Genomic DNA, 19,018 nt, shown 5'->3' with positions numbered 1-19,018 from the left:
CCGCCTGATACAGCGTATCAGCAAATCTTGCACGGCATGGCGGCGGTTGACTACACTGCTGACGAATTGATTTATCGCTCACGCAACAATCGAAGCTACAAGGTTTACGGTTATTCGCCGGTCGAGCAAATCATCATGACCGTAAACATTGCCTTAAAACGGCAGCTTCACGCACTGGAATACTATACGGCTGGCAGCGTGCCTGATGCTTTGATCGGCGTGCCTGAAACGTGGTCGATGGAAGATATTAAACGCTTCCAAGAGTATTGGGATTTGCTGTTATCAGGCGAGACGGCGGAACGGCGTAAGCTGCGTTATGTACCGGGCGAATTAGCCAGAAACTTCAAAGAGACGAAACAGCCGCCGCTGAAAGACGTTTACGACGAATGGCTGGCGCGTGTCGTCTGCTTTGCGTTTAGTGTTGAGCCTACGCCGTTTGTGGCACAGGTAAACCGTAGCGTAGCAGAGACGAGCCGTGAGCAATCGCTTTCAGACGGCATGAGCAGCCTGAAAAACTGGGTAAAAGCCCTGATTGATGACGTGCTTGCCCGATACATGGATATGGCGGCTTATGAGTTTATCTGGAAAGAGGAAGAATCGCTCAATCCGAAAGAACAGGCTGAAATCTACGCTATCTACAAAAACGCAGGCATCTTGACCGCTGACGAAATCCGCGCCGAACTGGGTAAGGAGCCGTTGCCGGAGCAGCCTGAACCGAATCAGCAAGACGATAAACAGCCTGAAGAACAGCCAAATCAAGAGGCTGAAAAGCTGGGAAAGTCGGAAAGCCCGATGAGCGAAGACGAAGCCGCCGCGCTTATTGAGGCTTATTTGCTGACGCGTGTTGACGGCTTGGCTGAACAGATTGCCGCGCTGATTGGTGGTGCGGCTGTTGACTGGCAGACTGAAGACCTGGCCGCCGAACTGAACCGAGTGGCCAAAATCATTACCGACGGCTTGGACTTTGGCGAGTGGTCGGGTTTGTCTGATGTGGTCGAGCCGATAATCAGGCGAGCGGCGGAAGATGGGGCGGTCGCTGCCTTGTTGCATGTTATGCCTGACCCTGCTGTCGGTATGGTTACGAATATTCGCAGCCGTGCCGTCAAGTGGGCGCATGACCGCGCCGCCGAAATGGTCGGCATGAAGTGGGTGGGCGGCGAGCTTATCCAAAATCCTGCCGCCGAATGGCAAATCACAGAAGGGACGCGCGAAATGATACGCGCCCAAGTGGTTGAAGCCATGCGAAACGGCGACAGCGTGCAGGAATTGGCAGGCCGTCTGAAAGAATCTCACGCTTTCAGCAATGCCCGCGCCCGAACTATTGCCCGAACTGAGACGGCGATGGCTGACGGCATGGGCAACCTGATAGGCTGGGAAGAGACCGGGCTTGTTTCCGGTAAGCAGTGGCTGACAGCTGAAGACGATAAAGTGTCAGAGATTTGCAATACCAATGGGGATATGGGCGTTATCGGGCTGCATGAGCATTTTGCGCATGGGTCGCTGACGATTCCAGGTCACCCGAATTGCAGATGCACGGTTATCCCTGTTTTGGCAGAGGATATGCCTAAATCTTGATTCCTTTGGGTAAAGTGAGTGTGTTTGCCGCCTCTTCGTGGGGCGGCTTTTTTTTGGAGCAACGAATGGCGAAGTTATACGCAGAAATTGCCAAGATGGAGGCGCAGGACGACGGCACTGTCAAAGTTTGGGGGTATGCCTCAAGTGAAGCGGTCGATTCGGACGGCGAAATCATCGCGGCAGAAGCAATGAAAGCGGCTATTCCCGATTACATGAAGTTTGGCGCGGTGCGTGAAATGCACGGATCAAACGCGGCGGGAACGGCTATTGAGATTAACGTAGAAGACGATGGGCGCACATTCTTTGGGGCGCATATCGTTGACCCTGTTGCGGTTACGAAAGTCAAGACAGGCGTTTACAAAGGTTTTTCAATCGGCGGCAGCGTTACCGCCCGCGACGAGTTGAATAAGTCGCAAATTACAGGCTTGAAGCTGACAGAAATCAGCCTTGTTGACCGCCCTGCCAATCCTGATGCGGTATTTACCTGCTACAAGGCAGACAAACCGAAAGACGAGGAAGAGGCGGATAAGTATGAAGACGACAAGACAGCCGACAAAACCGATGAAACGCCTGCCGATGATGCCGAAAAGGCAGATGGCAACAAGAAAGACGACAAGGAAGATGAAGCCGAGAAATCGGCAAGCGTCGAATTGTCTGAATCTGAAATCGACATTCTGAAAGCAGTCTTGGCAAAGGCCGAGAAGCCGAAAGACGAGCCGGTCGCTAAATCAATGTGGCAAGTCAAATCACTGGCTGACGTGCTGATGTCGCTGAAATGGCTGATTGATGATGCCAATTACGGCAGTGTGGATAAAGACATTACTGCGCAAATCAAAGAGTCAGCAGCCAGTCTTGCCGAATCGCTGAAAGCCTTAACGGCGAGCGAAGCCGATAAGCTGGTCGATGGTTTGTCAGCTAAAGCCGACAAATCAGACGACCTTGCCAAAGCCGAATCAGCTAACGAGTTGGCGAAAGCACAGGACGCGCTGAAGAAATCGAATGAAGCACTTGCTAAAGCACAGGCGGAAATCGAAAGCCTGAAGAAACAGGCAGCGCCGCCTAAAGGTAGCACCAAAGCTATCAGCAAGGCAGAAGACAACGGCGAAGACCCATTAAAAGGTTTTCAGCCGATTGTGAAGAATGACGGTTCGCTTGATGACGTGGCAACACTCATCAAGGCAGCACAAACAGGCCGTCTGTAACACCGCTTACAGGCGGTTTTTTTATTATCAGGAGCAATAAATGAACGTGAATCAACTCACACAAGAAACAATTGAGCTGATGAAGTCAGCACAAGCAAACGGCGAGCCGCTGAATAAAAGTTTTACTCAGCCGACCAGCTTTACAACCGGTCTGCAAACCTATGACCTTTCCGCGCCGTCACAAAAACTCTATCCGGTATTGACACCGTTGCGTAACCGTATCCCACGCGTGGGCGGTGGTCGCACCATCGGCTCAAACTGGAAAGCCATCACGAATATCAACGTTGGCAATCAACGCGCGGGGGTTAGTGAAGGTAAACGCGGCGGGGTTATCAATCACGAACTGGTTGAACGAAACGCCCAATTCCGCGGCATCGGTCTTGAAAAAAAGGTATCTTTTGAATCGCAATACGCTGCACGCGGTTTTGAGGATTTAAGAGCGTTGGCAGTTGCCCAGACTCTGCAAGCAACTATGATTGAGGAGGAAATGATTTTGCTGGGCGGTAACACCAGCCTGAAAGCAGGCGTTACCCCTACCCCGACCGCAGTCTCATCTAATGACGCGCTGGGCAAAATCAGCACTTCCAGTCTGTCCATCGTCTGTGTGGCTTTGGGCTTGCAAGCATACTGGGACGTAGCAGGCGCAAACAACGGCGCAATCGGTCAAAGCTTGAACATCAAGACTGCCCAAGTTCCTGCCAAAATCACACGCCCAAACGCGGATGGTTCTACCGATACTTTCGGCGGCGGTTCTGCCCAAAAATCTGCGGCGGCTTCCGTTTCGGGTGTTGGTGCAGGCAAAAAAGTAACTGCTATGATTCCAGCCGTTCGCGGCGCGGTTGGCTATGCTTGGTTCTGGGGCGATGCCGGTTCAGAAAAACTGGGCGCGGTCACTACTTCTGCAAAAGTGGAAATCTTGGCTGATGCTGAGGGTACTCAAACAGCCGCTTCTTTGCCGTCTGAGGACAACTCCACTTCCATCTTGGAATTTGACGGCCTGTTGACCCAAATCGCACTGCCTGATTCTGGCGCATATTGGGCGGATAACAAAGGCAGCGGCCTGACCTCAGACGGTGCAGGCGGCGTGTATGAGTTTGAAGAAGCTTTCGCGAATTTCTTCACACGATACCGCTTGTCGCCCGATACCATCTATATCAACGCCCGCGATTTGGTTACGTTGACTAAACTGATTATCGGCAACGGCGGTGCACCATTGATTAAGCTGAAAGTGGATATCGAAAACGCCAATAGTATCCGCGCGGGTGTGGTGGTCGGTTCGTACATGAACAAAATCACAGGCGACGAACTGAACATCGTGGTACATCCGAACTTGCCTGCCGGTACCTACCTGTTCTATTCGTCCCGTTTGCCGGGATACGTACAAGGCATCGGTAATCTGCTGCAAGTACTCACAAGACAAGAGTATTACCAAATTGAATGGCCGCTGCGCTCCCGTGAGTATGAATACGGTGTCTATGCGGACGAGTTGCTGCAAGGTATGTTCATGCCTGCCTTTGGTATGATTACCAACGTGGGTTAAGCCTAATCAGGCCGTCTGAATTTTCGGACGGCCTCTTTCTTTTGGAGATTTTGAAATGATTGAAATGGTTAAATTACAAGCCCCTGAAGGCTTTACCGATGTTTCCTTTGGTAGCCAAAGCTACGAAGTGGACGAAAACGGTGTTGTTGAAGTGCCTGCGGAAGCGGCGCAATTCCTGTATCAGTTCGGCTTTGGTAACGTGGTTGAAGAGACCGCCGAAACTGAACAGCCTGTTGAAGCTGAAGAGCCTGAAAAAGGTAAGCGCGGCCGTAAAGCCAAAGCCGAGCAGCCGGCAGAACAGCCAGCCGAACAGGCTGAAGCCGAGCAAACCGCCGAAACTGAACAGGCTGAATAACGATGACCGCCCTTGTCCCACTTGATTTGCTCAAGCAACGGCTGGGCGTTGCCCATGACAAGCAGGACGGATATTTTCAGACCCTGCTTGATGGCGTGTCGGCGGCGGTTGAGGCTTTTATCGGGCGCAAACTCGAAGCGGCGGATTATGTCGAGCGATACAACGGCAACGGCAAGAATCGCCTTGTGCTGGAACAATGGCCTGTCATTTCCGTGTCGTCCGTAAAAATCAACGGCCGCGCGGTAGATGACTGGGACTTTGATAACTGGCTGTTGATTCGCCATGCCTGTTTTGCGCAGGGAATCCGAAACGTTGAAGTGTCGTACCGTGCAGGCTATGAAGCCATGCCTGCCGATATTCAGGAGGCTATCTTGATTATCGCAACGCAGCGCTTGAATGAAATCGAGAACAAGGGCGTGCAGAGTAAAAGCCTTGCAGGGGAGACTATATCCTTTTCGAGCTTTGGCCAGTCGGGCGGTATCCCCCCGTCTGCGTATGCCATCTTGATGGAATACAAGCGAAAGGCCGTCTGAAATGCTGAACGTTGAGTTTATCGGAGGCGATGCAATCGCGGCTGTCTTGAAAGCTTATTCTGACGGCGTGCAGTCGGCGGTTGAAAAGTCTATCGGTCGGTCAGTTTTGAAGTTGCAACGTGAAGTCATGCAAAACCGCCTGTCTGGGCAGGTGTTGAATGTACGGACTGGCAATCTTCGCCGCTCAATACATCAGCAAGTGACCAGTTCAGACGGTTTGGTTGTTGGCGAGGTCAACACGAATGTCCGATACGGCGTGGCGCATGAATATGGCTTTGCCGGAACAGTCAACGTTAAAGCCTCAATGAGGCAGATACGTCAGGCTTTCGGCAGGCCGTTGAAATCGCCGCGTTATGTTCAAATCCGCGCCCATTCTCGCAATGTGAAACTGCCTGAACGGTCGTTTTTGCGGTCGGCTTTGCGCGATATGAAGCCGGAGATTGAGGCTGATTTGCAAAAATCCATTGAAGGAGCGTTACGATGAATCGTGAAGCGATTTATTCCGCGCTGTGGGCAAAGCTTGAGGCATTGGACGGTTTTACGACTAAAAGCCGCAAACTGTTGCACTGGAATGACGTAAAGGGCTACGACCAGCCGGCGTTATTTATGGCTCAAGGCGATATGCAGTCGGTAACGACAACAGGGCAGGAGACGAAATGGCTGTTGCGCGTTGACGTGTATCTGTATGTTCAGACGGCAGGCGAGCCGCCAGCGCCTATCATGAATCCGCTGATTGACGCGGTGTGTAATGCCGTGAACGCTGTACACCCAATCACGGGTAAGACGGTTTTAGTGGTCGATGGCGCGGATGTTGAATATTGCCGCGTTGAAGGTACGGTAGAAACAGACGAGGGAACGCTTGGCAATCAGGCCGTCTGTATTATCCCAATTATGATTTGCGCCGCTTAGTCGGCAATTAGAAAGGAAATGTCATGCAGCTGACGTTTGGTAGTGGCGAGGTTTTCGCCGAGATGATTACGGATGCCTATGGCAACCGTGTGCAAAACGCAACGCCCGTGCGAATCATGGGCTTGCAGGAAATGTCTGTCGATTTATCGGCGGAATTGAAAGAGTTTTACGGCCAAAACCGCTTTGCGCTGGCTGTGGCACAAGGTAAGGTCAAAGTTTCGGGCAAATTCAAGGGCGCGTTAATCAACGGCCTGACCCTGAATACCCTGTTCTTCGGTGCTGAATTTGCGACCGGAACGATGAAGGCACTTTTGGCGGACACTAAGGGTAAGGTTATCCCTGCAAGCGGTGCTTATACCGTTCAGGCAACCGCGCCCAATGGCGGTACGTTCTTTGAAGATGCGGGCGTGATGGGTGCGGACGGCACGGTATACATTAAGGTCGTCTCTGCCCCTGCGGCGGGGCAATACATGGTATCTGTGTCAGGCTTGTACACTTTCCACGAATCGGAAAAGGGCAAGACTGTTTATCCAAGCTTTACCTACACTCAAACCATGCCGTCAGCCAAGAAAATGGAGCTGTCCAACATGGCAATGGGTAACACGCCGACCTTTAAGCTGAAATACCTGACACAGTTCAAAGGCAAAAAAGCCCTGCTGGAACTGGAGAGCGTAACCAGCGGCAAACTGGGCTTGTTCTCAACGAAAAACGACGACTTTTCTGTCCCTGAAATCGACTTCACGGCGCAAACCGATGAAGCGGGCTTTAAAGTCGGTACGCTGTGGATTCAAGAGTAATAATGCAGGCCGTCTGAAATGACGGCCTTTTTTCATTTACCCACAAAAAGGAAAGCAAAATGACCGTACGAATTAAAGGCGTGACCGTTGAACTGAACGGTACGAATTACGTTATCCCGCCGATTGCGTTGGGCGCGTTGGAGCAGTTGCAAAGCGACATTGGTGCATTTGACGGCAATGTGCAAGATGCAAAACAGATTTCTACCGTTATCGATTGCGCATATGCCGCCATGCGCCGCAATTACCCTGATATGACGCGCGAAGAAGTGGCTGATTTGATTGATATTGGCAACATGAACGAAGTATTCGCCGCGGTGATGGACGTTTCAGGCTTGAAACGCAAGGAACAGGAAGCCGCGCAAGCGGGGGAAGCTCAGGCGGCGGTTTAAGTTTCGGCGCGATGATTGCCCACGTCTGCGCCTCAACGGGGTGGACGTGGGACTACGTCGCAGACAACTTGGATTTGCCGCGAATCGGGTATTTAAACGAATATTGGCGCGAACATCCGCCCGTGCATATCTTGGTAGCCTCATATATGGGCATTAAGCCGTCGTCCAGCCCTGTACAGAGCGAAACAGACGAGGCGGAGGCCATTGGTATGCTTGGCGGCGGCGAGCTATCAGAAGACGAATTTAACGCATTGCTGAAAGCGAAGGGGATTATTTGATATGAGTAACGCAGTTTTCCCAACGTTTCCCGGCTTGAAGTGGGGGCGTAAAAGAACGGCTGTTTGGAGTACCAATATTCAAAAGTCAGCTTCAGGGCGTGAGATTCGCAGCGCTTACTACACTTATCCGCAATGGAAATTCTCGCTGTCGTTTGAAGTGTTGAGAACAAAAGCCTCAATCAATGAGCTTGAGAAGCTGGCAGGCTTTTTCAACGAACGCCGCGGCAGTTTTGACAGCTTCTTGTATGAAGACCCGGCGGACAACAAGGTTGTAGACCAGCTTATCGGGAATGTCGTTCAGGGTGTCACAAGATACCAACTTGTGCGCAATTACGGCGGTTTTACCGAGCCTGTTTTAGCGGTCAAAGGTGTGCCGGTGGTTAAAGTCGGTGGCGTTGCCTTGACACATGGCCGTGATTTCTCAATAGACAATAACGGCGTATTGGTTTTGAACACGCCGCAAACGCCTGGCAGCCCTATCACATGGACGGGTGGTTTTTATTTTCGCGTCCGCTTCACGTCTGATACGGTGGATTTTGAAAACTTTATCGGCCATCTGTGGAACGCGAAGAAAATCGAGTTTACGAGTTTGAAATTATGAAAAGTGCAAGCGCTGAATTAATGGATCTGCTTCATAACGAAGACAGGTTTCTGATGGCCGATTTGTTCACAATCACTTTGGCGAATGGGCAAGTGTTGCGTCATACGAATTTTGACAAGCCTGTTACATGGCAGGGGAATCAATACGAGGCTTATAAGCTGATTATCAAGCGCGGCGCAACAAGAACGGCGGTAGGGCTTGATGTTGATTCAAACACGTTGCAAATCGCCGCAGAGCCAAGTTATCGACTTGAGGGCTTGCAGTGGGCAGAGGCCGCGCTTGGCGGTGCTTTGGACGGCGCAAGGGTGGTTATCGAGCGTGTCTTTTTCCGTGATTTCCTTACGGCAAATCCTGAACCTGTTGGCACGGTCATCATCTTTTCCGGGCGTGTGTCGGATGTGTCGGGCAGTCGTTCGTCCGTCAAGGTTGACGTTAAATCAGATATTGAACTGCTGAACGTATCAAGCCCACGCAATATCTATCAGGCCGGCTGTATGAGAACGCTTTATGACGGAGGCTGTAAAGTCAACCGCGAAAAGTTCACGGTAAACGGTCGTGTAACCGCAAACAGCACAACCGGCACGGAACTGGCTTGTGACCTGACACAGACGAACGGCTGGTTTAATCAGGGCGTTATCAAGTTCACAAGCGGCCTTAATGCAGGGCTGACACGCACAGTCAAAGAACATAAAGACGGCACGCTGTCTTTTGCCTTGCGCTTACCACACCCACCACGCGCCGGAGATGTGTTCAAAATCTACCCGGGCTGCGACAAGCGACAAAGCACCTGTAAAGACAAGTTCCAAAATATCGTGCATTTCCGTGGTTTCCCATATATCCCATCTGCTGATACGGTGGTTTAAATGAGGCCGTCTGAAATGGATTTAAGAAAGCGAATTGTCGAAGAGGCTTATTCGTGGCTTGGCACGCCGTACCATCATCAAGCGATGGTAAAGGGGGCTGGTGTTGATTGCGCGATGATTCTTGTCGCAATCTATCGGGAGGCTGGTTTACTGCCTGCCGATTTTGACCCACGGCCATATCCTCAAGACTGGCACTTGCACCGAGACGAGGAGCGTTATCTTGGCTGGGTTTTAAAAGTCTGTCATGAGACCGACACGCCGCAACCCGGCGACGTTGTCGTCTGGAAGTTCGGGCGCACGTTTTCGCATGGCGCGGTTTATGTTGGCGACAACAAGATTATTCACAGTTATATCGGGCGCGGTGTGGTTTTGGACGAATTGGATCAGGCCGAACTTTCAGGCCGTCCGATGAAGTTTTTTACTTTTGGAGCAAGCGACCGATACCCGCAAAAAATATCAGGCGGCGTACGTCCCAAAAAATGATTTTATAGAGGTTACTCATGGGCGGTAAGACTTCCACTATTTCAAATTCTGAACAACGGATTTTGTCCCTGCAAGTTCAGCAATCATCTCAAGGCTTGACCCTGCCTGTTGTTTACGGTCGGGCGCGTGTTGCTGGTAATTTGATTTGGTACGGCGACTTTACCACTATTGAGACCAAGACAACGACCCGACAAGGCGGTAAGGGCGGCGGTGGCGTAAAACAAGAGGATATTTCCTACACTTACGAAGCCGCCGTCATGATGGCCTTGTGCGAGGGCGAGATTAAAGGTATCGGGCGCATTTGGCGCGATAAAGAAAAGTTTGAATCGCTTTCACAATTGCGCCTGAATCTTGCAAAAGGCGGCGATGAACAGCCGACTTGGACGCATTTGCAACAGCCTAAGCACCAAGCGCAGGCAATCAACTATTCCGGCACGGCTTATATTTACAGCCCAAATTACGAACTGACGAAATCCGCGCAGATTTATCAGCATAATTTCGAGGTTATCGGGAAAATGGGGTATTCGTCCTCAATTCCTGATGCAAATCCGAGCGAGATTATCCGCGATATGCTGACGAATCAGAACTACGGTTGCGGATTCCCTGCTGAAAACTTGGGCGATACGAGCGTTTACGGCGTTTATTGCCGCGCGGCCGGTATCTTTTTAAGCCCTGTTTACAGTGAGCAAACTGAGGCACAACAAAACATTTCCGAACTGTTGGAACAGACCAATAGTGCGGCAGTGTTTTCTCAAGGCCGTCTGAAAATTGTCCCTTATGGCGACGTAAAGCTGTCAGGAAACGGCGCGGCCTATGTGCCGAACCTGACACCTGTTTACGACTTGACCGACGACGATTTTATCGTTTCGGGCGCGGAAGACCCTTTGAGAGTTGAGCGCAAAACCAATGCTGATGCTTACAACCAAATCCAAGTTGAGTATCTCGACCGCGCCAATGACTACAATATCGCTGTGGCCGAAGTAAAAGACCAAGCAAATATTGAGCAATACGGCCTGCGCCCTAAAGATGCCGTGAAGATGCACGGAATCTGCGACGCGAAAGTCGCAAACCATGTAGCGCAACTGCTGTTACAGCGTGCCTTGTACGTCCGCAATGAATATGAGTTTAAGCTTGGTTGGAAATACTGCCTGCTTGAGCCTATGGACTTGGTAACGCTGACAGACGAGGGTTTGGGGCTTGATAAAACGCCCGTCAGAATCATTGAAATTGAGGAGGACGAAGAGGGAGTTTTGACCGTTAAGGCCGAAGATTTCCCGATGGGCGCGGCAACGGCTACGGCTTACCCAACACAGCCGTCATTAGGCTATTCCGCCGATTACAACAAATCGCCCGGTAATGCCCACGCGCCTGTTATTTTTGAAGCGCCTTTACAATTAACTGGCGGCGAGCCTCAAATTTGGCTTGCAACCGCCGGCGGCGATATGTGGGGCGGTGCTGAAGTGTGGATTTCGACCGATGGCGACAGCTACACGCGAATCGGCGCAACCAACAAGAAAGCGCGTTTCGGATCACTGTCTGCACCTTTGGCAAGCGGCGCAGTTTTCGACCGTGCCAACACTTTGAATGTTGAAATTTCCGCCGGACAAATGACAGGCGGAACGGAGCAAGACAGCCGCGATTTGCTGACCTTGTGTTACGTTGACGGCGAGTTTTTGGCCTACGAGACTGCCGAACTGAAAGGCGTGGGACGTTACACGCTGGGCAATCTGACGCGCGGTGCGTATGGCTCAACCATCGACCGACACAATGCAGGCGGCCAGTTCGTGCGCATCGATGAAGCGTTGTTCAAATACGCCGTCCCTGCGAACTGGGTAGGGCGCACGATTTGGGTTAAGCTGGTGTCTTTCAACGTCTTTGGCAGTGGTGTGCAGGAGCTTGCAGAAGTGCCGGCATATTCCTACACCATCAAGGGCGCACCACTTGGGCAAATTCAGAATTTACGCCTAACGTCATCTTGGGCATACGGCAAAGAAGCCGTTATTGCTTGGGATAAGTTGGGCGGTGCTGATACCTATGACGTTGAAGTCTATGCAGGCAATACGCAAAAACTACTGCGAAGCTTGAGCGGTATTGTTGACAACGGATTTACCTACACGCAGGCCGATATGAAAGCTGACGGCGGTCAAGTGCGTGATGTTGTCTTTAAAGTTCGTGGACGCGCTGTTACCGGGAAGACCGGCAACTGGGCGCAAGTAGCCGCTCAAAATCCGCAACTGCAAGCATTGCAAGGCATTGAGATTGACAGCGGTTTACGTCAGGCGTTTTTCAAATGCGCTATGCCGTCTGAAGAGGATTTTGCAGGCATTGTTATTTGGGTGTCTGAAAATCAGGCCGTCCCAACAACAGACGCGAATAAAGCCTATGATAGCGCGGAAACATTTGTTTCAATCACGAAATGCAACGGAAATGATTTGCAGCAGGGTAAGACCTATTATTTACGCGCCGCCGGTTATGACAGCTTTGGCAAAGACGGTATGCACGTCAGCAACAGCATTGCGTTTACCGTGGCCGACGTGTCAGTCACAGATTTGGCGGAAAGCAATTTAAACAAGGCTTTGCGCGACAAAATCAACCTGATTGACAGCAATGGAGCAGGCAGCGTCAACGAACGCATTAAAAATGCGAACGAGGACAGAAAGCGTGAAATTCAGACCCTTTCTTCGCGCCTCGATACCGCGCAACAGTCGGTAACTGAGACCAAAGCAACGGTTCAGGTGGTTCAGACGACCTTAACCAAAGCGACAGGCGACATCAAATCGCTTGGCGAGCGTATCACGACAGCCCAGTCAACGGCGGACGGCAACAAAGCGACGGTACAAGCCCATGCACGCAGTATCAACGGCTTGGAGGCGCAATACACGGTCAAGGTTGACGTTAACGGTAAGGTGGCTGGCTACGGCTTGGCAACCACGCCGAAAAACGGAACACCTGAAAGCAAGTTTATTGTCAACGCCGACCGCTTCGGCATCGGCGCACCGGGCAAAGCTGACGTTTTCCCTTTTACGGTCGATACACAGCAAAACCGCGTTGGCGTGAATGGCGAACTGGTGGTGAACGGTAAGGCGATTGTCGATAGATTGAACGCCGGGGATATTCACGGCGACAAAATCACGACAAACACGCTGAACGCAAACCGCCTTAAAGCTGGAAGTGTTACAGCGCGTGAAATGGCGGCTGGAAGTATCACGGCTGATAAGCTGGCGGCAGGCTCAATAACCGCTGATAAATTGGCGGCTGGTAGTATTACCGCTGATAAGCTGGCGGCCAATTCCGTTACGTCTGACAAGTTATCTGTACAAAACTTATCTGCCGTGAGTAGTGATTTAGGCAATATAAAAGCTGGTAACATCAACATCGGCAATGGTGCTTTTACCGTGTCGAGGAATGGCGATTTATACGCTAAAAACGGCAGATTTGAAGGCACTGTTTACGCTGATAAAATTGAGGGCGATGTCCTGAAATTTTTCCCTTTTGCAAGGGTTGGAACTGGTAGATATGCGATGACTTATACAAACACCACGCAAAAGGATATTGTATTAAGTTTTCAAAATATTTCTTTTATTACGCCTAATTCCAAGTCTAGTTACTGGGTTAGAATTAAAATTAATGGTCGGCAAATATACGAACAAGAATTTTGGTCGGTATTTAGTCATACCTATTCGACTGCAAGAGGTAATGTGGATGTTTATAGAGGTATCTTCTACAACGTCCCATTTCTTCAGGTTGTACATGGGAATACTACTTCTAACATTGTTATTGAAATAGATCATGAGTTAACTGTTAATAGAAGTACCAGTTGGAATGGGGTTGATATTCAATCAACCCCTTATATTTTAGCCGCAAGAATTTAGTTATTTAAATGGTTGACCTAGACGGTATCCCATTGGGTTACGGAAATTAAATATTGAAATTATTTTGCCCGCATTTGCGGGTTTTTTAATGCCTATTGAAAGGAAAATTATGGCAAAACAGGTAATCGCAATCAAGCATGAAATCGAAGACGAAAGAACAGGGGCAGTCGCAAGCTACCATGTAATCGAATATGTAAGTATTGATTACAAGTTCAACACTGTTACGGCAACGATTAACGGCTATGTGTCGAAAAAGACATACGAAGCAGGCCGCAATCCTCTTTGTTCCCATTCTGTTACCGTGAATGGTTTGCCTGACGGCGCGGAAGTATCGCGCGCTTGGCTGTACGACAAAGTCGTTGAGCAGGGGAATGAACAAAGCGTCTTTTCCGGTGCCGAACTGATTGAAGCCTGATTTAAATTTGAAACAACGCCCGTGATGATTCACGGGCTTTTTTTATGGGCGGTCGTATGAGCGATTTAGAAGCAAAAATCAAAATAACCGTCGAAAACGGCACGGCGGCAGGGTTTAACCAAGCGGCAAACTCTGCTGAATCGGCTTCAAAGGTCATTGAAAACGCCATTGGCAACGTCAAAGCGCGATTGAAAACGCATTTTGACGATATGAAAAAGTCGATGGAACAGGCGTTTCACGTCAATCCATCAACTTTTAAAAATCTTGGCGAGGCGCAAGAAGGGATGTTTAACAAAATCTCTTCTTCAGCGCGGAAAGTGTACGAAGAAACGCGCACGCCGATGGAGCAGTTTAAGGCGAAACTGGCAGAAGTTAATCAACTGCTGAATCTTGGCGCGATTGACGTAGAAACCTACGAGCGCAAGGTTGAGCAACTGAACAGCGAGCTTGAACAGACAGACGGCAAGGCTTCGGCGGCCGCCGGTGGGCTGGGCAAAATTGGGGCAGTTTTGGCAGGATTTGCCTCACTTTCATTTGCCAAGTCTATGCTTGACACTGCCGATGCCATGCAGTCAATCAACGCACAAGTCAGACAGGTTGTATCGTCTGAAAGCGAGTATTTGGCGGTACAACGTCAGTTATTGGATGTAGCCAACAATACCCGCGCCTCATTGGAATCAACAGCGAATCTGTACGTTTCCACAAGCCGCGCGTTGAAAGACTACGGCTACACGCAACAGGAGATTTTGACCTTTACCGAAGCAACCAATAACGCGATGACTATCGGCGGCGTACAGGCGCAACAACAGGCCGCCGCGCTTATGCAGTTGTCGCAGGCTTTGGGTAGTGGCGTATTGCAGGGCGACGAGTTTAAATCCATTTCCGAAGCCGCGCCGATTCTGCTTGATACGATTGCGGAATATATGGGCAAATCCCGCGATGAAATCAAAAAGCTGGGCAGCGAGGGACAGTTGACGGCGGATGTGATTTTTAAAGCCATATCGGGCGCGTCGGAAAAATTCGGCGAGCAGGCGGCAAAAATGCCCATGACGATGGGTCAGGCTTTGACGGTTTTCCAAAACAACTGGCAAAGCATGGTTTCTAAGCTGTTGAACGACAGCGGCGCAATGTCGGGGATTGCTGCGATTATTAAACTGATTGCTGACAACCTGAATTTGGTTGTCCCTATCGTTGCAGGTTTTGCTGTTGCTGTTGCGGCCGCTGTTGCGCCCACGCTGGCATTGAATGTGGCTTTGCTGGCAAATCCGTTTGGTATTGTGGCCGTTGCAATCGGCGCGGTCATCGGCCTTATTTCCCAATTCGGCGATGAAATAGACGTTTTCGGCGGCGGCTGGTCGAATCTTTCTGACGTGATACAGGCCGTCTGGCAAGTCATCACGGAAACCATCGGCGAAGCTGTCGATACCGTTAAATCATGGTTCGGCGAATTGACGGCATGGGTTGACGAGAGTGTCGGCGGATGGTCGGCGGTATTTGAGCGCGTGATGAGCTTAATCTCAAGCACCATCGGGGCGTATATCAACGTCTATATCAACACCTTTGCAACCGGCTGGATGTTGATTAAAGAAGCCGCCAACAATATGCCGCAATTCTTTGCCAATCTTGGCAAGGCTATTGGCAACGTGTTTATTTCCGCGATTGAGTGGATGGTAAACAAAGCGGTCGGCATGATTAACAGCATGATTGACTTTGCCAACAAGGCCGCGTCAATGGTCGGCGTTTCGGGCATTGAAAAGCTGAACAACGTCCAAATGGGACGGATGGATGATGGCGGGCTTGGCGGTCGAATCGCTGACAGCATGACGAAAGACCGCGCCGGAGCAATGGTAAACGCCGTTCGAGAACGTGCCGCCGATATTCACGAAGCCAAGGCGATGAAAGGCGCACGAGGTGGCGGCGGTGGTTCTGCCAAAGCTCACGCACCTGCTGGCGGTGGTGGCGGTGGTTCAGGCCGTAAAGGCGGCGGACGTAAAGGCGGTGGAAAGGGTCATGCAGGCGGCTCAGGAGCGGCTCAAGACCCAATGCAAGGCTGGGAAGAGGAAATCAAAGCCCAAAAACTTGCACACCGTGAAATGGAGCGCGAAACGCTCACGCACCAAGAATGGGATTTAGCGCGTGAGGCCGCCTACTGGCGCGAGAAACTGGCAACGGTTGATGCCGGCAGTAAAACAGGTTTGAAACTGCGTGAAAAAATCCTGACCCTTGAAGACCAGTTATCCAAGCAGTCAACTGAAGCAAAAATGAATCAGGTGGCTGAATGGGAGAAGCTGGACAAGCACAAGCTGGAAATGGAGAAAGACGCAGCCGACCAGGCACTGTCTGAAGGCCGTATCTCGCAACTTGAACGTCTTGATTTGGAAATCGAGTTTGAAAATCGCCGTTATCAGATTGCCTATGACGCATTGCAGGAACGGATCGCACTTGCTGAACAAGACCCGACTTATAGTCAGACGGCCATTGACAAGCTTAAAGCGCAGATGGCCGAACTTGGGCAAGGTCATGAACGGACGCAGGCGAAGAATGAGGGCAAACGCGAAAGCCAACGCCGGAAAGATGCGCCAAATGTCATGGAAATGCTTCAGGACGGTGGCAAGAACGTTTGGCAGGAAGCGCAGCAACAGATGGGGCAGGCGTTTACCGCTATGCTGACAAGGGCGAAGAGCTTCAGGCAGGCGATGAACGGCGTGTTCTCCTCCATGCGTCAAACCTTCGTTCAAGAGATGGTCAGTAAGCCGCTGGCCGCGCTGATGGGGCGTTTCGCCAAGGAAGGCGCGATGTGGCTGGCTAACGGCGCACGCCAAATTGCCACGCAATCTGCTACATCGGCTACCGTAACCGGTATTAAACAGACTGAAACGACGACAAACGTCGGCATGAACGCCATTCAAGCGGCGGCCGAGGCATTTAAGGCGATGGCGGGTATTCCATACGTCGGCCCGATTCTTGCCGTTGGCGCGGCGGCAGCGGCGATGGCGGCAGTTTATGGATTGATGAGCGGAATGAGCGGCGGCGGTTCTTCAACCTCCACGACCACAACACGGATTCCATCGGCGGCAGGCGGTTGGGATATTCCGGCAGGTATCAACCCTCTTACTCAGTTGCACGAGAATGAGATGGTTTTGCCTGCTGAACATGCCCAAACAATTCGCGAAATGGCAGGCCAATCAGGAGGCGACGACAGCACGATTATCATCAACTCAACAGGCGGCGACTTTATTCACAAAAAGGATTTGGCGAAGCTTTTGAAACAGATGAAACGTGATTTCAAATTTGTTTAACGGTCAGGCCGTCTGAATGGTTCAGGCGGCTTTTTTCATAAACGGACTTTTTGATAATTTTGTCAAAAAGTCCTTTTTCTTTGGAGATTGAAAAATGAGTAACTCATTGAAATGGGTTAAATATGTTTTGGATTGGCGTTTTCTGCCTGTACGTTTTCAAAAGTGGCTGTTTGGCACCGGAACGCGCGTTGTTGAGTTTGCCAGTGGGCTGTCGATGATTGGTTATGCCGCAGTTTTCGCGTTTTCGCCTGTCGATATTTACGACTGGCCGATTTACTACAAGTTTAAAACGATACCTGAATCTATCCTGATTCCCGTTTTCGGCGGTATCGGCTTGTTGCAGTTGGCGGCGATGTACTGGCAGACGTACAAGGGCAACGTCTTTTCAGGCTACTTATTGCTGGTGTCGGCGTTTATTTGGTTCTTGACGGCTCAGGCGTTTTGGGGAGCGTTTCCGCCTGCTCACACAGGCATGGTAATACCGCCGATTCTGTCTTTCCTATGCCTATTGGCTGGTAATAACTCACTTAAATTCTTGTTTTCGGGCGAAAAATTGAAAGACAGCCTAAAGGGGGAATAATGGATTTTTTTCAATTCGGCTACCTGTTTGCCATAGGGGGCGGCATTGTCGGCAGTGCGTGGTCGAGTATTAAAGACCACGACAATATGGTCTCAAGTTTGTTTGAGGCGGTTGTATCGGCAGTAGCAGCGGCGGCGGTAGTGGAACGGTTTTTGATGGTAAACCAAGTATGGACTTGTGCGATTGCCGGTGCGTTTGTCGGTATTTTGACAGGCCACGCGATGGATACCGTCAAAACCCTTGCCCCGGGCTTGATGAAGAAGTGGGTCAAGAAAACGGCTGACAAATTTATCGATAAAGAGTAACGACAGGTCGTCTGAAATCAGACGGCCTTTTTTAATGGAAGAGTAAAAATGCAAGAGTTGGAATGGATTAAAGAAGCAAGAAAACACATCGGCTTGAAAGAAGTTGTCGGCACGAAAGCGCATAACCCGACAATCGTGCAGTGGCTGAAAGAGATGGGGACGTTCCCCGGTGCGGCAAAGTCTTGGTACTTTGAGGATGAAACACCGTGGTGCGGTTTGTTTGTCGGTCATTGCTTGGGCAAGAGTGGCCGCGCAGTCATCAAGGATTGGTACCGTGCTAAAGCGTGGGCAAGTGCCGGGCTGACGAAGCTGTCAAAACCTGCTTATGGTTGTATTGCGGTCAAATCCCGACAAGGCGGCGGCCATGTGTTCTTTGTGGTCGGCAAAAATGCAAAAGGGCAGATTCTTGGTTTAGGCGGCAATCAAGGCAATACCGTGTCTATCGTGCCGTTCAACGCGGCGGATATTGACGGTTACTTTTGGCCGTCTAAGCTGGTGGATGGCAAGGCGGTGCCATCAAGCCCCGCGCCCGAACGTTATGTTTTGTCATCTATTACGGCAACCGCCGCGCATGGTGCAAGCGAGGCGTGATGATGAATCCTGTCGAGTTTCTGAAAGCGCGTATCGCAGAATGGGAAGCCAAAAGCAAAGAGGCGAGCGAGAACGCCGACTTTAAAGCGTTTGAATTTGCCCAAAGCGAGATTAAAAACTACAAAGCGATGCTGAAAACCTATGAATATCCTGCTACTTAAAAACTGGAAGCTGATTGCGGTTCTGGTTTGCGTCGTGCTTGCTGTCAGCGCGTGGCAATACGACCATGCCGCCCAATACAAGCGCGGACGTGAATCAATGGCGGCAGAAATTTCAGGCCGTCTGAAAGATGCCGCGATTGAAAAAGCGAAGCAAGACCGTGAATCGTCTGCTGTGTATCAAGCCGGTAAAGCCGTGCGTGAAGAAAAGGAAAGGGTGCGTTATGTGCAAGTGCAAAAGATTGTCGAGAAGCCTGTCTATCGTAACGTCTG

At 50.7% G+C, this 19,018-nt stretch carries 21 protein-coding genes; all 21 read left to right on the top strand.

Annotated elements, in window-relative coordinates:
- A partial coding sequence (locus tag HMPREF3052_RS00460; protein ID WP_070747670.1) for a phage portal protein occupies positions 1-1,575 on the top strand: 1,575 nt, incomplete at its 5' end.
- Positions 1,576-1,640: 65 nt separating this feature from the next.
- The gene (locus HMPREF3052_RS00455) at positions 1,641-2,777 is read left to right on the top strand and encodes an HK97 family phage prohead protease (protein ID WP_070747679.1); all 1,137 of its coding nucleotides are present in this window, start codon (positions 1,641-1,643) and stop codon (positions 2,775-2,777) included.
- 40 nt (positions 2,778-2,817) lie between these two features.
- Positions 2,818-4,317 carry a hypothetical protein gene (locus tag HMPREF3052_RS00450; RefSeq protein WP_070747667.1) on the top strand — a complete coding sequence of 500 codons (1,500 nt, stop codon included), beginning with the start codon at positions 2,818-2,820 and terminating at the stop codon, positions 4,315-4,317.
- Positions 4,318-4,372: 55 nt separating this feature from the next.
- Positions 4,373-4,672, top strand: coding sequence for a hypothetical protein (locus HMPREF3052_RS00445; protein WP_070747665.1), 300 nt, complete (start codon positions 4,373-4,375; stop codon positions 4,670-4,672).
- Between the two features lie 2 nt (positions 4,673-4,674).
- Positions 4,675-5,205 (top strand): head-tail connector protein, encoded by a 531-nt coding sequence (locus HMPREF3052_RS00440; RefSeq protein ID WP_070747662.1) that lies wholly within the window; start codon positions 4,675-4,677, stop codon positions 5,203-5,205.
- 1 nt (position 5,206) lies between these two features.
- On the top strand, positions 5,207-5,689 hold the full coding sequence (locus HMPREF3052_RS00435; protein WP_070747660.1) for an HK97 gp10 family phage protein: 483 nt from the start codon (positions 5,207-5,209) through the stop codon (positions 5,687-5,689).
- Entirely contained in the window at positions 5,686-6,114 is a 429-nt protein-coding gene (locus tag HMPREF3052_RS00430) for a hypothetical protein (protein ID WP_070747657.1), read from the top strand. Before HMPREF3052_RS00435 ends, HMPREF3052_RS00430 begins: the two co-directional genes overlap by 4 nt.
- 23 nt (positions 6,115-6,137) lie before the next feature.
- Positions 6,138-6,911, top strand: coding sequence for a hypothetical protein (locus HMPREF3052_RS00425; RefSeq protein WP_070747654.1), 774 nt, complete (start codon positions 6,138-6,140; stop codon positions 6,909-6,911).
- 59 nt (positions 6,912-6,970) lie between these two features.
- On the top strand, positions 6,971-7,300 hold the full coding sequence (locus tag HMPREF3052_RS00420) for a hypothetical protein (protein ID WP_070747651.1): 330 nt from the start codon (positions 6,971-6,973) through the stop codon (positions 7,298-7,300).
- An 11-nt stretch (positions 7,301-7,311) separates the two neighbouring features.
- Positions 7,312-7,578, top strand: coding sequence for a hypothetical protein (locus HMPREF3052_RS00415; protein ID WP_070747648.1), 267 nt, complete (start codon positions 7,312-7,314; stop codon positions 7,576-7,578).
- Position 7,579: 1 nt separating this feature from the next.
- Entirely contained in the window at positions 7,580-8,179 is a 600-nt protein-coding gene (locus tag HMPREF3052_RS00410) for a DUF2460 domain-containing protein (RefSeq protein WP_070747645.1), read from the top strand.
- Complete coding sequence (locus HMPREF3052_RS00405; RefSeq protein ID WP_283126930.1) at positions 8,137-9,042, top strand: DUF2163 domain-containing protein; 906 nt, start codon at positions 8,137-8,139, stop codon at positions 9,040-9,042. Before HMPREF3052_RS00410 ends, HMPREF3052_RS00405 begins: the two co-directional genes overlap by 43 nt.
- 15 nt (positions 9,043-9,057) lie before the next feature.
- Entirely contained in the window at positions 9,058-9,525 is a 468-nt protein-coding gene (locus tag HMPREF3052_RS00400; protein ID WP_283126929.1) for an NlpC/P60 family protein, read from the top strand.
- 17 nt (positions 9,526-9,542) lie between these two features.
- Positions 9,543-13,397 carry a phage tail protein gene (locus tag HMPREF3052_RS00395; protein ID WP_083318756.1) on the top strand — a complete coding sequence of 1,285 codons (3,855 nt, stop codon included), beginning with the start codon at positions 9,543-9,545 and terminating at the stop codon, positions 13,395-13,397.
- Between the two features lie 109 nt (positions 13,398-13,506).
- On the top strand, positions 13,507-13,812 hold the full coding sequence (locus HMPREF3052_RS00390) for a hypothetical protein (RefSeq protein ID WP_070747637.1): 306 nt from the start codon (positions 13,507-13,509) through the stop codon (positions 13,810-13,812).
- Positions 13,813-13,868: 56 nt separating this feature from the next.
- Positions 13,869-17,111, top strand: coding sequence for a tape measure protein (locus HMPREF3052_RS00385; RefSeq protein ID WP_283126928.1), 3,243 nt, complete (start codon positions 13,869-13,871; stop codon positions 17,109-17,111).
- Positions 17,112-17,205: 94 nt separating this feature from the next.
- The gene (locus HMPREF3052_RS00380) at positions 17,206-17,691 is read left to right on the top strand and encodes a hypothetical protein (RefSeq protein ID WP_070747634.1); all 486 of its coding nucleotides are present in this window, start codon (positions 17,206-17,208) and stop codon (positions 17,689-17,691) included.
- The gene (locus tag HMPREF3052_RS00375; RefSeq protein WP_070747631.1) at positions 17,691-17,996 is read left to right on the top strand and encodes a hypothetical protein; all 306 of its coding nucleotides are present in this window, start codon (positions 17,691-17,693) and stop codon (positions 17,994-17,996) included. The genes HMPREF3052_RS00380 and HMPREF3052_RS00375 overlap by 1 nt, the downstream gene beginning before the upstream one ends.
- A 48-nt stretch (positions 17,997-18,044) precedes the next feature.
- On the top strand, positions 18,045-18,587 hold the full coding sequence (locus HMPREF3052_RS00370) for an NlpC/P60 family protein (RefSeq protein WP_070747629.1): 543 nt from the start codon (positions 18,045-18,047) through the stop codon (positions 18,585-18,587).
- Positions 18,587-18,748, top strand: coding sequence for a hypothetical protein (locus HMPREF3052_RS11710; RefSeq protein WP_168165934.1), 162 nt, complete (start codon positions 18,587-18,589; stop codon positions 18,746-18,748). Before HMPREF3052_RS00370 ends, HMPREF3052_RS11710 begins: the two co-directional genes overlap by 1 nt.
- The coding region (locus tag HMPREF3052_RS00365) for a hypothetical protein (protein ID WP_070747673.1) at positions 18,729-19,018 on the top strand (290 nt) is incomplete at its 3' end. The genes HMPREF3052_RS11710 and HMPREF3052_RS00365, both read left to right, overlap by 20 nt.

The organism is Neisseria sp. HMSC056A03 (assembly GCF_001815685.1).
GTDB lineage: Bacteria > Pseudomonadota > Gammaproteobacteria > Burkholderiales > Neisseriaceae > Neisseria > Neisseria subflava.
Note: the sequence above shows the minus strand (reverse complement) of the source record. Positions and strands in the feature narration are given on the sequence as shown.